The sequence below is a fragment of the Streptomyces sp. NPDC020898 genome (assembly GCF_044333925.1).
In the GTDB taxonomy this organism is placed as follows: Bacteria; Actinomycetota; Actinomycetes; order Streptomycetales; family Streptomycetaceae; genus Streptomyces.
In genome coordinates this window covers 133,607-151,186 of the sequence record NZ_JBIRRV010000010.1, presented here as the reverse complement: position 1 = coordinate 151,186, position 17,580 = coordinate 133,607, and the positions used below count along the sequence as shown (strand labels likewise).

Genomic DNA, 17,580 nt, shown 5'->3' with positions numbered 1-17,580 from the left:
GTGATCCTCACCAGGACCGATGTCCGTTTGGGCCGCGATTCAGGTAGCTTCGAAGGTATGAAGGCCGTACTGGTCCGTTCTCTCGTACGCCTGCTGCTGGTGCCCTTTGTGGCGGTACTCGCGGTACTCGCGCTGCTGACGGCCGCCGCGCCCGGCGCCCAGGCGGCCACCGACCTCTCCAAAGTCGCCGAAGCGCTGCGCGCGAGCCCGGTGTACGTGGACCCGGCCGCCTCCGGCCTGCTGTCCTCGTCCGATGCCGAGGCGCTCGCCGACAAGATCAGGGACGCGGACAAGCCCGTGTTCGTGGCTGTCCTCCCGGCCGACTACCCGACGGCGAACCTCCCCACCAACCTCCGTACGGAGACCGGTGTCACGGGGCTGTACGCCATCCGCCTCGGTGACAGGTTCAACGCGTATGCCGACGGCAGTGTGCTGAGCGAGTCGGCGGTCGGCAACCTCGTGACGGCAGTGCGGGACGCCGGCGATCCGAAGGCCCAGCTCAACGACTTCGTCGACGCGGCTCTGCGCGGCAACCTCGGCGGGTCGGCGCCCGCCACCTGGAGCGAATCGGGCGGCGGCGGTGACGGCGGGGTGGACGCGGGGGCGCTGATCACCGTGGGTGCCGTGCTGGTGGCGGGCGGTGCCGGTGCGTACGCCCTGGTGCGGCGCAACCGGCGGCGGCACGAGGAGGAGCGGCGGGCCGCGCTCGCCAAGCTGACGGTCGTTGTCGACGAGGACATCACCGCGTTCGGCGAGGAACTCGAACGGCTCGACTTCCACCCCGCCGAGACGGGCGCCGACGACGCGATGCGCGCGGACTACCAGCGGGCGCTGGACGCGTACGAGAAGGCGAAGTCGCTGATGGCGGCCACTGAGCGCCCTGAGGAGGTGCGCGCGGTGACGCAGACCCTGGCGGACGGCCGGTTCTCGCTCGCCCAACTCGCCGCGCGCCGCGAGGGCCGCCCGCTGCCCGAACGCCGCGGCGCCTGCTTCTTCGACCCACGTCACGGCCCGTCGGTCGCCGACGCGACCTGGACACCGGCGGGCGGCGCACCCCGCGAGGTACCGGTCTGCGCAGCCGACCGGGCCCGCCTCGCCGACGGCCACGACCCGGCGATCCGCGAGGTGGAGACCGCCGCCGGCCCCCGCCCGTACTGGGACGCGGGCCCGGCGTACGGCCCCTGGGCGGGCGGCTACTTCGGCGGCGGCATCCTGCCCGGCCTCCTCGTCGGCACGATGCTCGGCAGCATGATGGCCACCCCGTCCTACGCGGCCGACTACGGCGAGGGCTACGGCGACTTCCGCGGCCCCGGCGGCCACGAGGGCGGCGACATGTCCGGCGCCGACTTCGACTCCGGGGACTTCGGGGGTGGCGGCGACTTCGGAGGCGGCGGGGATTTCGGCGGGGGGTTCTGACAGACACCTTCAGCCCGTCCAGTCCAGCCCCACCTTCTTTCCCACCCGCCCACCCGTTTGCCGTCTCTGTTCAGCGCAGGCCCAGGTATCTCAGCCCGTCCGGCGTTTGAGGACAAGGCCCGTTCAGGGCCGTAGCGGGGGTCTGGGGGCGCAGCCCCCAGGGATGGGAACGGGTAAGGGCGGCGGGGGCGATCCACTCCGGCACCCCCAGGACGCACAGGCACGGGCCCGGCGCTGGAGAGCGCCGGGCCCGTGGACGTCGTACGGAGGGGGGAAGAAGCCGTGCGTCAGAGAGTCGCCGCTGCCGAGGCGATGGCCGAGGCGAAGGTGGAGACCTCGGAGTAGACGCCCGGGGCGTTGGGCCGGGCGCAGCCGATACCCCAGCTCACGATGCCGACCTGGACCCACGCGTTCGCGCTGTCCCGGCGGAACATGGGACCACCGGAGTCGCCCTGGCAGGTGTCGACGCCGCCGGACGCGAAGCCGGCGCAGATCTCCTCGGCGGCGACGAGGCCGCTGTAGCCACTGTAGGAACGGCAGGTGGCGTCGCTGACGAACGGCACGGTCGCCTTGAGCATGTACCGCTGCTGGGCGCCGCCCTCACTGGCCGAGCCCCAGCCGGCGACGGTGAAGTTGCCGGTGTTGTACTGCGTGGTGGTGGCGAGCTTCAGCGTCGGCAGGTTGATCGGCGTGGCGAGCTTGATGAGCGCCCAGTCCTTGCCGGTGCCGTTGTACCCGGGAGCCTGGAGCACCCGGGTGGACCGGACCTGGACCCGGCCGGTGGTGGACTGGAGGTCCACCACACCCGCGGTGGCCGTGATGCTGGTGTTGGCGCCCGAGCCGCTCACACAGTGCGCGGCGGTGAGCACGATCTGCTGGGTGTAGAGCGCGCCGCCACAGCCCATGGAGAGCCGGACCATGAACGGGAACTCGCCCTGCGCGGCACGGGTTCCCCCGACGACGGGCGCCGGAGCGGCCTGCGCCGAGGAGAGGGGCTGAAGGCTGATGATCGCGAGCGCGGCGGCTCCGGCGGCCACGGTTCTCTTGAGCGCGGTGATGAGCTTCTTCAACGTGATGCCTTCCGTGGGGGGTTGGACACGACGCAGAAATGTCAGGCTCATGCCAAAGAAACAAAAAGAACTCGTGCACTTGCTGGCATGAGCGGGTCAAATTCTGTTGAAGGATTATGGGAACGCTGTGAGCGCGCCCACAAGGGGCGAAATCCGGCCGCCGGTATCGAGTCAGGCGGGCCGGAGGGGCGAATGCGTCGGACTACGCGTCGGCGTCGGGCAGCCGCAGCCACTCCGCCCAGGAGAGATCCCGCCCGATGAACCGAGGCCGTACGAAGGGCCAGTCGTCGGCGATCCACCGCGGTACGAGGGAGTCGAGGGCCAGTTCCACCTCACCCCCCACGGCACTGTCCACCACCCACCAGGAGATCTCGGCGTCGGCACCGGCCTTCTCGGGCGGATCGATGTAGACGCACCCGAGTTCGACGGTCTCGGTGTCGTCGAACAGCACGTAGTTGAAGGACTCGTGAGCGTCCGCCTCCGCGGCGTGCCGCTCCAGGTCGGCCAGATTCGCCTCGTACGTGATGGAGGCGGCCGGCCACCCCCAGGCCTCCCCGAAGATGCTCCACAACCGCTCGCGCGAGCCCATGACCGCCGGGTAGTCGATGGGCGCGTCGGTCCCCCGGATCGGCCGCAGGTGATACCCGCCGGGCACGTCGACGCGCAGCGGATGGACGAAGTCGCGGGGGAGCCAGGTCATGGTCGGAGGCTAGCTTGCGGGTGGGGGCCTCGCACCGCGTTATCCCGGGGGATCGGGCCACCGACGGCCGTACCGTTCCCCGGCGGCATGCCACCAGGCGGGCGGGGAGACACCATCGCCGCGAGGGGCCGACGCCTGCTCGGGATGCAGTCCGAGGGTGCGTAGCGCGTCCGGCGCCACGTACACGGTGAACCATCCGCGCCAGTGCCCATCGGCTCCCGGCCCACACGCGAGGTCGTACCGAACCTCGTCCGGTGCGAACGGCATCCAGTCGACGCCGTGTTCCCGCAGTCAAGCGCGCAGGGCGGCAAGAGGCCCGGGTCGCCCGGGAAGGTTCTCGCAGGAGGCGACGATGATCCACTCGGTGTTGTCCATGGGGTGATTGTCCCCTGGGAGTCAGGCCCGGTCGAGGAAGGCGGCCCAGGTGCCGGGGGCGACGGTGAGGACGGGTCCAGACGGGTTCTTGGAGTCACGGATGTGGATGGCAGCGGTGTGGGCGGCGACTTCGAGGCAGTCGCCGCCCTCGCTGCCGCTGTGGCTGGACTTGAACCACGCCAGGTTGTCCGAGAGGTCCTGCTGCCGTGCTGCGGTGGTCATGACTCTCCTAGCAGTCCGTCCAGGAGGCGCACGCTCTCGTCTGGAGAGAGGGCCTGTGACCGCAGCATTCCATATTTCAGGTGGTAGTTACTGACCTCGTCGGGATCCTCGACGACGAAGCTGGCGCGCTGCACTTCCAGGTACACCAGGTGTTCGTGGTCCGGGGTTTCGAGGAGCACCATGGGGCCGTCGAGACAGGCGTGTGGCGCACGGTCGGTGGGCATGATCTGCACGCTCATGTGGACGGGGTCGCAGGCTTCGAGGATCTTGCGGATCTGTTCGCGCATCACTTCCCGACTGCCGACGCCCCGCCGCAGGATGCCCTCCTCCAGGACGAAGTGCCCCACTGGGGGACGCTTCCGCTCCCAGATCAACTGCCGTTCCATACGGGCGTTCACCCACTGCTCGGCAGTCTCGTTCCCGATCGCCGGATACCGGTAGTCGAAGACAGCGCGGCAGTACTCCGGAGTCTGAAGCAACCCAGGAACCGCCAGGCTCTGGTACGAGAGAATGCTGAGCGCCTCCTGCTCATGCTCGACCAACCCCTGCGCGAACTGCACGACCCGCTCCCGCACCGGAACTTTGGCCACCATCGCAGCCAACACCCCACCCGTATCCAGCAGTTCGTCGAACTGCTCCGCCCGGTCGGGTTGCAGCGCAAGGCGCCCCTGCTCGATGGAGCGCACGGTGTCGACGTGAATGCTCGCGCGCTCCGCCAACTGCTCCTGCGTCAGCCGGGCTCGCTTCCTGAACTGCGCAACGCCCGCACCGATGGCCTGCCATGAACTGCCCCGCCTGGGCTTCTTCGCCGAATGCATGCGTGTCCCTTTCCCCCGTTTCCACCCGAACCGCTCGTAGTGGAGTCGTAGTAATCGGAACTACGACTTCACGTACTGCCCCACACTAGTGACCCCCTGTGACAGTGGCCTCATGAACGCACAACCCCAACTCCTCCACACCCGCGAGGCGTTCTACCGCCGCGATCGCAGGTCAGTACGCCTGGCCCGCGAGTTCACCCGCGAGACCCTCACCGGCTGGGGCACGCCCGAGCGCACCGGCGACGTGTTGCTCTGCGTGAGCGAACTGGCAACGAACGCACTCCTGCACGGCGTACCCCCGGGCCGTGGCTTCCTCCTCCAACTGGCCCTGGCCACCGACCGTGTACTGCGCGTCGAGGTCCACGACAGCGGCCCGGGCGAGATCCGCACGCCGGACCCCGGCCCGGAGGCCGAGGAGGGCCGGGGGCTGCTCATCATGGCCGGGTTGGCGGACAGGTGGGGGGTGGCGGAGCGGGGGCTCGGGAAGGTGGTGTGGTGCGAGTTCGAAAAGTGGGGGTGAGTTATTCGGCGTTCGCGCGTGCTGCGGTTGCCAACTTTTCGTCTCCAGCGAGGACATAGGCATCCGCGGCAGATTCCCAGGCAGCTCTTGCGTCCAGGACTCGACCTTGCGCCTCATGCAGTTGCGCGATGTTCCATCGAACAGCTCCCACATCGTGCCACTCACTCAGAGAGACGAAGTCTTCCTCGCACTTGTGCAGTATCTCCGATGCTGTCTTAAATTCTCGACGGGTAATCAGAAGGCTGCCAACGTTGTTCCACGCTGAGGCTTCTCCATGCCGGTCGTGTTGCTCGGCGAAAAGGTCAGCGGCATTCATGTATGCGTTGGCGGCGTCGTCGAATTCGGATACCTCTCTCAAGACTGCGCCCAGATTGATCCAAGCCGTTGCCTCGCGTTGCCGGTCTCCTGCCCGGTGGAATGCTTTCTGGGCATTCCCGTGTGCCTGTGCGGCCTCAGTGAACCTGCGAAGCTCCAGAAGTGGCATACCCAGCGTGTTCCAAGCCATCGCTTCTCGGTGCTCATCGCCCAGTCGGGAGAACATCTCCTGGGCGCGTCCGAGCATCTGGGCTGCAATATCGTGTTGCCCCCATTCGTGCATGCAATAGCCCAGATTGCTCCAGCCGGCTGCTTGAGAGTTTTGATCGTCGAGAGAATATGCGAAACGTAGTGCGTTGGTGTGGCTAATGGCGGCTTCGCGGTACAGGCGCAGCTTGTGCTGCGAATTCCCCAAGGTGGTCAGTGCGATCATCTCCAGGAACCGGTCCTCGTCACGCCTGGCTGCCGTCAGTAGGGTTTCGGAGACCAACGCCCCATCAGCGAAATGCCGCTGAAGCTGCAGATACCGATCAATGCAGACGCCCAATGCGGTTGCGAATCTGCTGTGCTCGGCATTCTCTGCCCACTGGATGGCCCGTACGAGGGAAGTGTGTTCGGATTCCAGCCAGGTGAGTGCGGCATGACGGTCGGGGAAGAGGTCCGGCACGTCTGCAAGCAACTGGCCGTGCAGGTGTCGGTCGGCCGAGGCGGTTCGCTGGTAGAAGTCCAGGAGCAAGCTGTTTCTGGCGTCCGTAGTCTCGTGGGCGAGAACGGGCTCGGAGGCGCTCAACGTGGAGGCGTAAGCGCGCAGCAAGTCGTGCATCGCCCAACGATCACCCTCGGGCGAGGAGTTGATCAGAAAGACGGCTGCCAGATCTTCAAGTCTCTCCATGATGTCAGCCGGGGACATTCCAGAGAGAGCGACGGCTGTGGGGTGCCCGAAGTCTGCTGTCGGGGCCTGAGCCAGGAGTCGGAACAGCCTGGCCTGGTCCGCGTCGAGCCGTTCGTACGTGACGTCGAACACCGGGCGCAGCACCAGATCTCTGTCGTACTGGTCCTTGCCCGGTGCTCGCAACGCGCGCACACGGTCGATTGCTGCTTCAAGGTCCGCGACGAGTGTGGAGACCGCGCGCGGTTTACGCCGGCGGAGCTGAGCCGCCGCGATCTGAAGCGCCAGCGGAAGGCGACCGCACAGGTCGACGAGCTGCCGAACGGCATCAGGCTCCGCGGACGCTCGGGAGTCGTCCGGATCGCTGATGTGCAGAGACCGCTCGATCAGGGCGACCGCCTCGTCCTGCGACAGCGAGTCGAGGGCGATCGACCGGGCGGTAAGCGAGTCGAGGGAGTTCCTGGAGGTCACCAGTACGCGATGTCGTGTAGTGCCAGGGAGCAGCGGTACGACCTGTGCGGCATCCGAGACGTTGTCCAGCACGATCAGTACGGAACCCCGGCTGTCCAGAGCCGACCGGTACAACGCGTACAGCTCCTCGGGCGCGGAAGGAAAGCTGTCGCGTCCGATGCCGAGAGCAGTGAGGAAGGACTCCACGGCCTGCTCGGGTGCCGTAGGAGCGTCGTCGTAGCCCCGCATATTGACGAAGAGCGTTCCTCCGGGGAACCGGGCACGCGCGGTATGCGCAACGTGTAGAGCCAGCGCGGTCTTCCCCACACCGCCGAGCCCGCCGAGCCCGCCGACCGCCGAGATCAACACGGCGTCTGTGCTGATCTCCGTGCCAGGATCGAGTACGTCCAGCAGGGCCTTGACATGCTGTTCACGGCCGGTGAAGGCCGTCGGAGGAGCAGGGAGCGCAGACATGGCCGTGAAGACAGGTCCACGATTGTGCTCGGCCCGTCCGGTGACGGGGCCGTGGAAGGTGCTGCCCCGAAAGTCGTAGTGGTCTCCGTCGCCCACTGATTCCGCCCGTCCCACTACGCAGCCCCCGACTCTTCGTGTTCGTCCTCATCATGGCCTGCCATCGCGCAAGGGGAGAAGGAGATCGGGGAGGCCGGACCAGTTGCTCTCTCGTTGGCTGCCGTGACCGATCCCGCGCCGAGCAGTTAAGGGAAACGTACTTCCGGGAAACATATTTCCCTAAGTGATCCCTGCTGGAGGCTCTCATGCCCCGCCCGACCCGTGAACTGCCCAAGCCCACCGACATGTTCGACCGCGACTGGGAGTGGAGTGAACTGACGGCCTTCGCTTCCGACACCGGCCCGGAAGCCACCCTGGCCGTAGTCTCCGGGCGCCGCCGCCAAGGCAAGTCCTTCCTCCTCGACTCGCTCGCCCGCGCCACCGGCGGCTTCTACTTCTGCGCGTACGAAGCGACCGAGGCCGAGTCGCTCCGCCGCTTCGGTGAGGAGCTGGGCCAGCACACCCACACCGTCGCCCCCATGCGCTTCGACCGCTGGGAACAGGCGATCGACGCCCTGCTCGCACTCGGCACGGAACGCCCCCTCCCCGTCGTCATCGACGAGTTCCCGTACCTGGCCCGGGCCACCCCCGCCCTCCCCTCCATCATCCAAGTTGCCTACGGGCCACGCCGACCGGAGCGACTGAACTCCCGTACTCGGCTCCTTCTTTGTGGCAGCTCGCTCTCGTTCATGGGAAAGCTGCTCAGCGGTACGTCACCCCTGCGTGGCCGGGCCGGGCTCGAACTCGTCGTCCACCCCCTCGACTTCAGGCAGGCCGCCGCTTTCTGGGGCATCGACGACCATCGCCTTGCGCTTCTCGTACATAGCGTCGTCGGCGGAACTCCCGCCTACCGAAGGGAGTTCGTACGCGACGACGTACCAGCCGACCTGGCGGACTTCGACGCCTGGGTCTGCCGTACGGCACTGTCTCCACGCTCTCCGCTCTACCGCGAGGCCCGTTATCTCCTTGCCGACGAGTCGGACCTGAGAGACCGCGCTCTCTACCACTCGGTCCTCGCCGCACTCGCCTCCGGAAACGCCACGGCAGGCCGGATCGCCGGTTGCCTGGAGCGGCCCATCAGCGACATCACGCATCCCCTTACTGTTCTCCAGGACTGCGGACTCGTACGACGGGAAACGGACGCGTTCCGGGGCAACCGCAGCGTCTACAGGGTGGGCGAACCGCTCATCGCCTTCGACCACGCCGTCTCCCGGCCGAAGCTCGCTCTGCTGGACCGAGGGATGGCCGAGCACGTCTGGGAAACCGCCCGGCCCCGCTTTCTCTCCGCCGTAGTCGGCCCGCACTTCGAACAGATCTGCCGTGAGTGGGTGGCCCACTTCGCGGCGCCGGACACTTTCGGCGGCATGCCGATCGACGTCTCGTACGGAACGGTCCCCGACCGGACGGCCCGTGCGAGCCACGAGATCGATGTGGTCGTGCGCGGAGCTGTGGGCCAGGACAACGGAGTACTGCTGTCCCTGGGCGAGGCCAAGTGGGACCAGACCATGGGAATGGGGCATCTTGAGCGACTGAGGCAGGCGGAACGACTGCTGGCGGAACGTGGGGTGGATACGTCCGCCGTACGGCTCGCCTGCTACAGCGGGGCCGGGTTCACCGGCGATCTGCGGGCTGCGGAGAAACGGGGAGAGGTGGTCCTCGTCGACCTGGGACGGCTGTACACGGGTGAATGAGGTCGCCTGACCAGGCCGTACTGCCGCTCGTCAAGGCCAGGTCATGGTCGGGGCACTAGCTTGCGGGTGGGGGCCTCGCACCGCGTTATCCCGGGGGATCGGGCCACCGACGGCCGTACCGTTCCCCTCGGCTTTCCAGCAGTTCTGTCGGCAACTGGTCGGAAACCAGGGGAAGGTCCAGGGCCCGTCGGTGGTCAGGAGTTGCGTCGGGGGAGTGGTTGCGGAAGGAGGCGTGCGGCGGCCTGGTCGGCCCAGGTATCTGCTCGGCTCCTGTGACCGCGGGACAGTGCGGGTTGAGGCACGTGAACGGTGCCCGGCCGGTGTGGTCGGGGACCTTGGGGCGGTGCCGCGGCACGCGCCGCCGCACCGCCCCCGGCGGTCGACGGTCAGCTCTGGCTTTTGGTCTGTGTCCGCTCCGCGTCGGTGGGCCGGCGGCCGGCTTCGTCGACGACGGCGTGCTCCAGCTCGGCCTCGCTGGACAGCAGGGTCCCGGCCTTGCCGTACGGGGCGTCCTTGGTCAGGTAGCTGCGGGAGCCCAGGAAGGCGAAGTCCTTCTCGTCGAAGACCCACTCGGTCCGGATGCCGTACCGCGTGTCGTCGCGGGCGATACCGAGGCCCTTGCGACCGATCGCGTCGCGGGCCTGAGGAGCCGGGGTGACACCCGGGATCTTCGCCGCGGCCCGGTAGAGGGCGGCGGCCGTGCGGGGCGGCATCACCCCGCCGAGCAGGGATCCGATCTGCTCGAACACCGCCTGGTCACGTTCCCGTGAATCGGCCTGCGGGGTCTTGGCGTACAGATAGGTCAGCAGTTTGTCGGGGTCGGTGGGCAGCGAGCTGAGCCAGCGGTAGGTGGGCCGGTTGATACCGGCGGCTGTGCCCTCGGTGTCACCGAGCTCGGCGTTGATGGGGTACGTCTCACCGTCCTCCCGGACCAGGCCGAGCTTCCGCAGGGGCCCAGGCTCCTGAGCGGCCCACACCTCACGGTCCAGCAGCGGGCCCAGGACAGCCTTCCCGCTGGTCAGGTCGGCCCCGTGGGACTTCTCCCTGGTGTAGACGAACTGGTCGTCGCGCACCGTGAGACCGGCGCGTGTCTCCGTGGCGTCGGAGATCCGGTACAGGAGCGCGGCGGCGGGCTGCATGTCCGTGGCCGCACGGTGCGACGCGGTGCCGGCGGGCGCCGGGTCACCGCCGGTCAGCGCGATCCCCGCGGTCACCGCGCAGGCCAGGGCCAGAGCGGTCGCCGGCGCCAGAAACGCGGGCCGCAGAAGTCGGCGGGCCGGCCGGGGAGGGGTGACCTGGTCGTGGTCGATGTGGTGCATGAGAAGGTCCCTGTGACGAAGGTGCTGCTCGCGCGGAAGGTCCCAGTCGGCCGGGGCCGGGAGCAGACGGGCGATCTCCTCGCGGTCGCCGAGCCGCTCCGGGGAAGCGCCGGTGGTGTCGTCGTCGTTCATGTGAGCTCCTCCCGTACGGGCAGGGCCGCGATCGCGGCCGCACTTGTCATCTCTCCGCGGGCGGTGGGCGGTTCCCGGTCTTCTTCCGCGAGGTGAGCGAGTTTCTTGCGGGCACGCGACAGGCGGGACCGTACGGTCCCGACGGCGATGCCCAGCGCTTCGGCCGTCTGCTGGTAGTCCAGGCCGGACCACACGCACAGGGCCAGTACCTCCCGCTCCTGGCGCCGCAGCCGTCCCAGCGCGGTCTGCACGGCACGCAGGTACCGTGCGTCGTCGATGCGCCCGATCGTCCGAGGCGCGAAGTCCTCCTCCACGCGTGGCTGCGGTTGACGCGCCAGGAACAACTGCCGTCTGCGGACGCCCCGGCGGGCGTTGTCCGCCTTGTGGGTGGCGATGCCCAGCAGCCAGGGCAGCAGGGAGCCGCCGTCCTCGTGCACCCGCTCGCGGGTCCGCCACGCGGTCAGGAACGTTTCGGACATGACCTCTTCGGCTGTCGACCAGTCGCCCGTCAATCGCAGCCCGTGGTTGTAGACGGCGCGGGCGAACTGCTCGTACAGTAGGGCGAACACCTCTCGGTCCCCCTCGCGCACGCGGCGCCGCACATCGTTTTCTGAGTCCCTCACGACCAGTTCTCTCCGCGACACGGGAGGAGTTCCTGTGGCCTGTGTCACGCACTGGTGCGAGCGCAACGCCGTAGAAGTCCAGAGGCGCATCTTAGGGAAGGGGCAAGGAGTTGCTCCGAGCGCGAAGGCGCCCAACGGCCATGACAGCACCCCCTGTTGCCGCCAGCCCGACGCTGACCCACACGGCACCCCGGAAGTCGCCCGTCGCCCCCGTAACGGCACCGGCGAGCAACGGCCCCAGTACAGCCCCGGTGTTGAGCGCGACGGTGGCGAAGGACCCGCTCAGCGTGGGGGCGTTGGGGGCGACCCGCATGACACGGTTGACGAGGGCCGAGCCGATCCCGAACGACAGCCCGCCCTGGACGACCGCCCCGATGAACAGCGGTGCGGGATGCGTGCTGACCAGAGCCAGCACCGCCCACCCGGCAGGCAGCGCCCACAGCGTGAGGCCCAGGCCCGGGGCGAGAACGCGCCGGAGTCGGCCATCACCCGCACGGCTGCTCGTACGTGTGCGGCTGCCCACGCGCCCCGCTACCGTCACGCCGATGAAGGCGCCCGCGCCGAACGCGGCGAGGAGTCCGGGGACCGCCCCGGCGGGCAACCGGGCAACGTCCGTGCCGATGACGGCGAGATAGGCGAAGGTCGCGAAGGTCGCCCCGTTGACCACGGCCGCGAGTGTCATCGCGGCCCGCACCGGCCGCGCCTTCAGCACACGTACCTCCCGCCTGATCGAGACCTCGTGCGGGCGGGACGTGTCGGCGGGCGTCGACCGGAACACGAGTGCCAGCGCGGGCAGGCACAGCGCGGCGACCGCCCAGAACGCCGAACGCCAGCCGAACCAGACCCCGAGCATCGCCCCCGCGGGCACGCCGACGACGCACGACAGGGTGACGCCCGACAGCAGAACGGCCGTGGCCCGGGCCTGCCGCTCCGGGGCGACAAGAGCGGTCGCGACGGACATCGCGACCGCCAGGAAACCGGCGTTGACGATCGCGGCGACGATCCGGGTTCCGAACAGCACCGCGAAGTCCGTCGTGAGCGCGCCGACGACGTGCACGACGACGAACGCGGCCAGGAATCCCGCCAGCGCCCGACGACGTGACCACCGCGCGCTGAGCGCGGCCATCACCGGCGCCCCGACGACCATCCCGACGGCGTACGCGGCCGTCAGACTCGCGGCGGCGCCCACCGACACGGACAGGTCACGGGCGATGCCGGGTATGAGACCGGCCAACATGAACTCGGAGGTTCCCTGCGCGAAAACGGCAAGGCTGAGGACGTGGACGAACAGAGGCAAGGGATCGACTCCAGCGCTGGGACAGGCAGACGGAGAGATCCGCGCGCAGGGCATCGACAGCACCGAAACGGGACCGGGCACGCGGAACGGGCACGCATGTCAGGTCACTGGAAGCGAGATCGACGCGAAATCGACCGCAAGAGCGGCAACTGGTCAGATGACGATCCGCCGCCGAGTGACCGGCGGCTCCGTTCTGTCTGACTCCGGGCTCATCACCCGGGGCACACTACGCATGGTCCGACCGGCCATCAACCGGTTTCCAGCGGCGGCGTCAGCTCCGGCGTCAGCAGGAGCCGGCGGCAGTGGCTACTAGGACGGAATCTGACCTAGTTCTCTTCTACCGTGTTCTCATGACCCCCACCCCGGGCAACGCAACGGACCAGGCCGACGTTCTCGCCGGCGTGCCGGTCAAGCCTTTCGTCGACGCCTCCGCGCTCGACGCCTGGCTGACCGCCCATCCGGCGCCGCCCGCCGTCGCCCTCTGGGTGAAGGTCGCCAAGAAGGGCTCGGGTCTGCCCTCCGTCACCGCCGCCGAGGTCAATGACGTGGCCCTCTGCCATGGATGGATCACCGGTCACCGCAAGAGCCTCGACGCCTCCCACTTCCTCCAGAAGATCACCCCGCGCCGGCCGGGCAGCCAGTGGTCGATGGTCAACGTGCGGAGGGTGCCGGAGCTGGTGGCGGCGGGGCTGATGCGGCCCGGCGGCGTCGCGGAGGTCGAGGCCGCCAAGGCGGACGGGCGGTGGGAGGCGGCGTACGAGTCACAGCGCAATGCCTCCGTCCCGGACGACCTGGTCGCCGCGCTGGAGCGGAACCCGCGCGCCCGGGCCGCCTTCGAGGCGCTCGGCAGGACGGACCAGTACCAGGTCGTACTGCCGCTGCTCAAGGCCCGTACGCCGGACACCCGGGCCGCGCGCCTCGCGGCAGCCGTCGCCGCGCTGGGGGAGGGGGCACCAAGTTCCTGAACCTGAGCGGGAGTTGGGGAACCGGCAGGTCCGCCACCGAAAGCAGCACCCGACGCCGCACGCGTCGTGTCACGCGTTCCTGATCGCCGAGATGTCGAAGTTCAGCTTGATCTTGTCGGACACGAGCACCCCACCCGTCTCCAGCGCCGCGTTCCACGTCAGGCCCCACTCCGAGCGCAGGATCTCCGCCTTGCCCTCGAAGCCGACGCGCTCGTTGCCGAACGGGTCCTTCGCCGCGCCGTTGAACTCCAGGTCGATGGAGATCGGCTTGGTGGTCCCGAGGATCGACAGGTCGCCGGTGATGCGGTAGTTGTCGCCGCCCAGGGACTCCGCCTTGGTGGAGCGGAACGTCATCGTCGGGAACTCGTCCGTGTTGAAGAAGTCCGAGCCCTTGAGGTGGCCGTCGCGGTCGGCGGAGCCGGTCTCGATGCTGTCCATCGTGATGTCGAGGGACGCCGTCGAGCCGGCCGGGTCCGTGCCGTCGAGGTGCAGGGTGCCCTCGATGTCCTGGAAGCTGCCCTTGACGTTCGTCACCATGGCGTGCCGGGCGACGAAGCCGATCGTCGTGTGGGCCGCGTCGATCGTGTAGTCGCCGGTCAGCGCGGCCAGGTCGGGGCTCACCGGCGCCGTGGCCGTGGCTGTGTCGCTGTCAGCGGTGTTCTTGCGGCCGAAGATACCCATGACGTGCTCCTTGGGGGACGGGTTGTTGAATCTTGAATCAGTCCAACGGGATGAACCGTAGACCTATTCCGTTCAAAGTTCAACTGTATCCGTAGAGTGTTCATGACGTTACTCCAGGTGCCGTATGTCCGCCCGTTGTGGTGGGCCCCACCTCGCGACGGCTTTGTGTGACCTCTACAAGGCGCATGCCCTCTGAGCAGTCGGGTCGGCTGCATGCCGGCGTTGTTCTGTTCAGGGGCACCAGGAAAACGCGCCGGAGACTGTACGGAGTCGACGGCCCGGTTTTCTCGCTCCTCTTCGTAAGGTCGCTACATGACCGTTTTGGATGAGGCGCAGAGTGAGTCCGTAGGCGAACCGGCAGGGGAACCGACGGGCGCGCGCGGGCGTGTGGCCGAGCTGCACGAGATCCGTGCGCGGGCCCTCGCGGGACCGAGCGAGAAGGCCACCGAGGCGCAGCACGCCAAGGGCAAGCTGACCGCCCGGGAGCGCATCGAGCTGCTCCTCGACCCGGACTCCTTCAACGAGGTCGAGCAGCTGCGCCGGCACCGGGCGGTCGGGTTCGGACTGGAGGCCAAGCGGCCGTACACCGACGGTGTGATCACCGGCTGGGGCACGGTGGAGGGCCGTACGGTCTTCGTGTACGCCCATGACTTCCGGATCTTCGGCGGCGCGCTGGGCGAGGCCCATGCCACGAAGATCCACAAGATCATGGACATGGCCATCGCGGCCGGCGCCCCGCTCGTGTCGCTCAACGACGGTGCGGGTGCTCGTATCCAGGAGGGTGTCAGCGCCCTCGCCGGGTACGGCGGCATCTTCCAGCGCAACACCAAGGCCTCCGGGGTCATCCCGCAGATCAGCGTGATGCTCGGCCCGTGCGCCGGCGGCGCGGCCTACTCGCCCGCCCTCACCGACTTCGTCTTCATGGTCCGCGAGACCTCGCAGATGTTCATCACCGGACCGGACGTCGTCAAGGCGGTCACCGGCGAGGAGATCACCCAGAACGGCCTCGGCGGCGCCGACGTGCACGCCGAGACGAGCGGCGTGGCGCACTTCGCGTACGACGACGAGGAGACCTGCATCGCGGAGGTCCGCTACCTCCTCGCGATGCTCCCGCAGAACAACCGCGAGAACCCGCCGCGCGTGGAGTCCGAGGACCCCGCCGACCGGCGGAGCGACGTTCTGCTCGACCTCGTTCCCGCCGACGGCAACCGTCCGTACGACATGGCCAAGGTGATCGAGGAGCTCGTCGACGACGGCGACTACCTTGAGGTGCACGAGCGTTGGGCCCGCAACATCATCTGTGCGCTCGGCCGCCTCGACGGTCAGGTGGTGGGCATCGTCGCCAACCAGCCGCAGAGTCTCGCCGGGGTCCTGGACATCGAGGCGTCGGAAAAAGCTGCACGTTTTGTCCAGATGTGTGACGCTTTTAACATCCCGATCGTCACGCTGCTGGATGTCCCCGGGTTCCTTCCGGGTGTCGACCAGGAGCACGGCGGAATCATCCGGCACGGCGCGAAGCTGCTCTACGCCTACTGCAACGCGACCGTGCCGCGTATTTCGCTGATCCTGCGCAAGGCGTACGGGGGCGCGTACATCGTCATGGACAGCCAGTCCATCGGCGCCGACCTCACCTATGCCTGGCCGACGAACGAGATCGCCGTGATGGGCGCCGAAGGTGCCGCCAACGTCATCTTCCGCCGCCAGATCGCGGATGCCGAGGACTCCGAGGCGATGAGGGCTCGGATGGTCAAGGAGTACAAGTCCGAGCTGATGCACCCCTATTACGCCGCCGAGCGCGGCCTGGTCGACGACGTCATCGACCCGGCGGAGACGCGTTCGGTGCTCATCAGGTCACTCGCGATGCTGCACACCAAGCACGCCGACCTGCCTTCACGGAAGCACGGCAACCCCCCGCAGTAATCCCCGCGCGGTAACCCGGCGGAATCTTCGCGGTCGACCCGCGGAAACCTCTCTCACGGAGACTGTGACCTATGAGCACCTCTGACATTCGCGTCGAGAAGGGCCATGCCGAGCCCGAGGAAGTCGCCGCCATCACGGCGATCCTCCTGGCCCGCGCGGCAGCGGCACCGACGGCAGCCCCGGCCCACCGAGGGCGCCCCCGGGCCGGCTGGCGCCGTCTGGAGCGCGAGGGCGGCTTCCGCGCCCCGCACAGCTGGCACTGAGGCTTGTAAGACGCGTGAAGGGCCCCCTCTCTTTGAGAGGGGGCCCTTCACGCTTTTAGCTTTTAGGGGCGCGGGGAACTGCGCGACAAGCCACTGGGCTGCCGCAGACGGCGTACAACCGTCTGCGGCAGCCCAGTGGCCGCACAAGCACCTACCGAAGCCGAGCCATCAACGCGTGCTCCACGAGCGTGATGAGCGCGCTCTTCGCGTCCGCACGGTGACGGGCATCGGTCGTGATGATCGGAGTGTCCGGCCCGATCTGCAGAGCTTCCCGCACCTCGTCCGGGTTGTACGGCTGGCTGCCGTCGAAGCCGTTGAGGGCGATGACGAACGGAAGGCCGCTGTTCTCGAAGTAGTCGACCGCCGGGAAGCAGTCGGCGAGACGCCGCGTGTCCACAAGAACGATCGCGCCGATCGCGCCACGGACCAGGTCGTCCCACATGAACCAGAAACGGTCCTGACCCGGCGTACCGAAGAGGTACAGGATCAGGTCCTGGTCCAGGGTGATGCGGCCGAAGTCCATGGCGACCGTCGTGGTCGTCTTGTCCCCGGTGTGTGTGAGGTCGTCGATACCCGCGGACGCGGACGTCATGACGGCCTCGGTACGCAGCGGATTGATCTCCGAGACGGCCCCGACGAACGTGGTCTTGCCCACGCCGAAGCCGCCCGCCACCACGATCTTCGCGGACGTGGTGGAGCGGGAAGGCCCTCCGCTAGAGCTTGCGAAGTCCACTGAGCACCCTTTCGAGCAAAGTCACGGCTGGCTGCCCGCCGGCGCTCTCGTCGCCGCCGGGCTGATGAATGGCGACCAGGCCTGCCTCCGCCAAGTCGGCGACGAGGATCCTGGCCACGCCGAGGGGAATGGTCAGCAACGCCGAGATTTCGGCCACCGACTTGATCTCTCGGCAGAGGTTGCAGATGCGCTGATGCTCGGGCAACTGGCCCTGCATCTGGTGCGGCTGCGCAGTGGTGTGCACCAGCGCCTCGATGGCGAGCTGGTAACGCGGGCGCGTCCGGCCGCCGGTCATGGCGTACGGGCGCACCAGGGGGTTGGTCGCCCCGCCTGCGGGCGACGGCTCCGGAGAGCGCCGATGGGGCTGCACAGGCTGGATACGCGGTGCCGACGGCTGGTCGTACGGCGACGGCCCGGGACCCTGGGGGTGCTGGGGCGCGTACGGCTGCTGCCGACGGTGGCTCGGTGCGGAGGGGAAGTTGAACCGGTTCTGGTCACCCTGACCCGAGCCCTGGCCTTGACCCTGGCCAGGGCCGTACGACCAGTTGCCCGAGGACGAACCGCCTGGGGGTGTTGCCACTTTCTTCTCCTCCTCCGACTGTGCCTGGCGC

General features: G+C 68.4%; 17 protein-coding genes. 6 read left to right on the top strand and 11 right to left on the bottom strand.

The features are described 5' to 3' along the window. Positions 1-57 precede the first annotated feature (57 nt). Positions 58-1,416 carry a hypothetical protein gene (locus ACH4TV_RS29300; RefSeq protein ID WP_398403233.1) on the top strand — a complete coding sequence of 453 codons (1,359 nt, stop codon included), beginning with the start codon at positions 58-60 and terminating at the stop codon, positions 1,414-1,416. A gap of 287 nt (positions 1,417-1,703) precedes the next feature. Here ACH4TV_RS29300 and ACH4TV_RS29295 read toward each other — a convergent pair whose 3' ends face one another. From ACH4TV_RS29295 to ACH4TV_RS29280, 4 genes are all read right to left on the bottom strand, one after another. Then, positions 1,704-2,486 carry a serine protease gene (locus ACH4TV_RS29295; RefSeq protein WP_398403564.1) on the bottom strand — a complete coding sequence of 261 codons (783 nt, stop codon included), beginning with the start codon at positions 2,484-2,486 and terminating at the stop codon, positions 1,704-1,706. A 202-nt stretch (positions 2,487-2,688) separates the two neighbouring features. Then, positions 2,689-3,186, bottom strand: a complete 498-nt coding sequence (locus tag ACH4TV_RS29290) for an N-acetyltransferase (protein WP_398403231.1) — start codon at positions 3,184-3,186, stop codon at positions 2,689-2,691. A gap of 396 nt (positions 3,187-3,582) precedes the next feature. Beyond that, positions 3,583-3,783, bottom strand: a complete 201-nt coding sequence (locus ACH4TV_RS29285; RefSeq protein ID WP_398403229.1) for a DUF397 domain-containing protein — start codon at positions 3,781-3,783, stop codon at positions 3,583-3,585. Further along, complete coding sequence (locus tag ACH4TV_RS29280; protein ID WP_398403228.1) at positions 3,780-4,601, bottom strand: Scr1 family TA system antitoxin-like transcriptional regulator; 822 nt, start codon at positions 4,599-4,601, stop codon at positions 3,780-3,782. The genes ACH4TV_RS29285 and ACH4TV_RS29280 overlap by 4 nt, the downstream gene beginning before the upstream one ends. A gap of 112 nt (positions 4,602-4,713) precedes the next feature. Between ACH4TV_RS29280 and ACH4TV_RS29275 the strand changes: the two genes are divergently transcribed. Further along, positions 4,714-5,121, top strand: coding sequence for an ATP-binding protein (locus ACH4TV_RS29275; protein WP_398403227.1), 408 nt, complete (start codon positions 4,714-4,716; stop codon positions 5,119-5,121). Between the two features lies 1 nt (position 5,122). Here ACH4TV_RS29275 and ACH4TV_RS29270 read toward each other — a convergent pair whose 3' ends face one another. After that, entirely contained in the window at positions 5,123-7,249 is a 2,127-nt protein-coding gene (locus ACH4TV_RS29270; protein WP_398403225.1) for an ATP-binding protein, read from the bottom strand. Positions 7,250-7,551: 302 nt separating this feature from the next. On the opposite strand from ACH4TV_RS29270, the gene ACH4TV_RS29265 reads away from it, so the two are divergent. Then, positions 7,552-9,036, top strand: a complete 1,485-nt coding sequence (locus ACH4TV_RS29265; protein ID WP_398403223.1) for an ATP-binding protein — start codon at positions 7,552-7,554, stop codon at positions 9,034-9,036. A gap of 386 nt (positions 9,037-9,422) precedes the next feature. Here the strand turns inward: ACH4TV_RS29265 and ACH4TV_RS29260 are convergent, their stop codons facing one another. From ACH4TV_RS29260 to ACH4TV_RS29250, 3 genes are all read right to left on the bottom strand, one after another. Continuing rightward, positions 9,423-10,487, bottom strand: a complete 1,065-nt coding sequence (locus ACH4TV_RS29260; RefSeq protein WP_398403221.1) for a CU044_5270 family protein — start codon at positions 10,485-10,487, stop codon at positions 9,423-9,425. Further along, positions 10,484-11,089 carry an RNA polymerase sigma factor gene (locus ACH4TV_RS29255; RefSeq protein WP_398403562.1) on the bottom strand — a complete coding sequence of 202 codons (606 nt, stop codon included), beginning with the start codon at positions 11,087-11,089 and terminating at the stop codon, positions 10,484-10,486. Before ACH4TV_RS29255 ends, ACH4TV_RS29260 begins: the two co-directional genes overlap by 4 nt. 112 nt (positions 11,090-11,201) lie before the next feature. Next, complete coding sequence (locus ACH4TV_RS29250) at positions 11,202-12,407, bottom strand: Cmx/CmrA family chloramphenicol efflux MFS transporter (RefSeq protein WP_398403219.1); 1,206 nt, start codon at positions 12,405-12,407, stop codon at positions 11,202-11,204. Positions 12,408-12,757: 350 nt separating this feature from the next. On the opposite strand from ACH4TV_RS29250, the gene ACH4TV_RS29245 reads away from it, so the two are divergent. After that, positions 12,758-13,372 (top strand): YdeI family protein, encoded by a 615-nt coding sequence (locus ACH4TV_RS29245; protein WP_398403217.1) that lies wholly within the window; start codon positions 12,758-12,760, stop codon positions 13,370-13,372. Between the two features lie 69 nt (positions 13,373-13,441). Here the strand turns inward: ACH4TV_RS29245 and ACH4TV_RS29240 are convergent, their stop codons facing one another. Next, positions 13,442-14,053 (bottom strand): YceI family protein, encoded by a 612-nt coding sequence (locus tag ACH4TV_RS29240; RefSeq protein WP_398403215.1) that lies wholly within the window; start codon positions 14,051-14,053, stop codon positions 13,442-13,444. Between the two features lie 387 nt (positions 14,054-14,440). Between ACH4TV_RS29240 and ACH4TV_RS29235 the strand changes: the two genes are divergently transcribed. Further along, the gene (locus ACH4TV_RS29235) at positions 14,441-15,973 is read left to right on the top strand and encodes an acyl-CoA carboxylase subunit beta (RefSeq protein ID WP_398403560.1); all 1,533 of its coding nucleotides are present in this window, start codon (positions 14,441-14,443) and stop codon (positions 15,971-15,973) included. A gap of 71 nt (positions 15,974-16,044) precedes the next feature. Further along, on the top strand, positions 16,045-16,236 hold the full coding sequence (locus tag ACH4TV_RS29230) for an acyl-CoA carboxylase epsilon subunit (protein WP_398403213.1): 192 nt from the start codon (positions 16,045-16,047) through the stop codon (positions 16,234-16,236). Between the two features lie 151 nt (positions 16,237-16,387). Here ACH4TV_RS29230 and ACH4TV_RS29225 read toward each other — a convergent pair whose 3' ends face one another. Together ACH4TV_RS29225 and ACH4TV_RS29220 are read right to left on the bottom strand one after the other, a co-directional pair. Continuing rightward, on the bottom strand, positions 16,388-16,969 hold the full coding sequence (locus tag ACH4TV_RS29225; RefSeq protein WP_006375305.1) for an ATP/GTP-binding protein: 582 nt from the start codon (positions 16,967-16,969) through the stop codon (positions 16,388-16,390). Next, positions 16,950-17,549, bottom strand: a complete 600-nt coding sequence (locus tag ACH4TV_RS29220) for a DUF742 domain-containing protein (protein WP_398403211.1) — start codon at positions 17,547-17,549, stop codon at positions 16,950-16,952. Before ACH4TV_RS29220 ends, ACH4TV_RS29225 begins: the two co-directional genes overlap by 20 nt. Positions 17,550-17,580 lie beyond the last annotated feature (31 nt).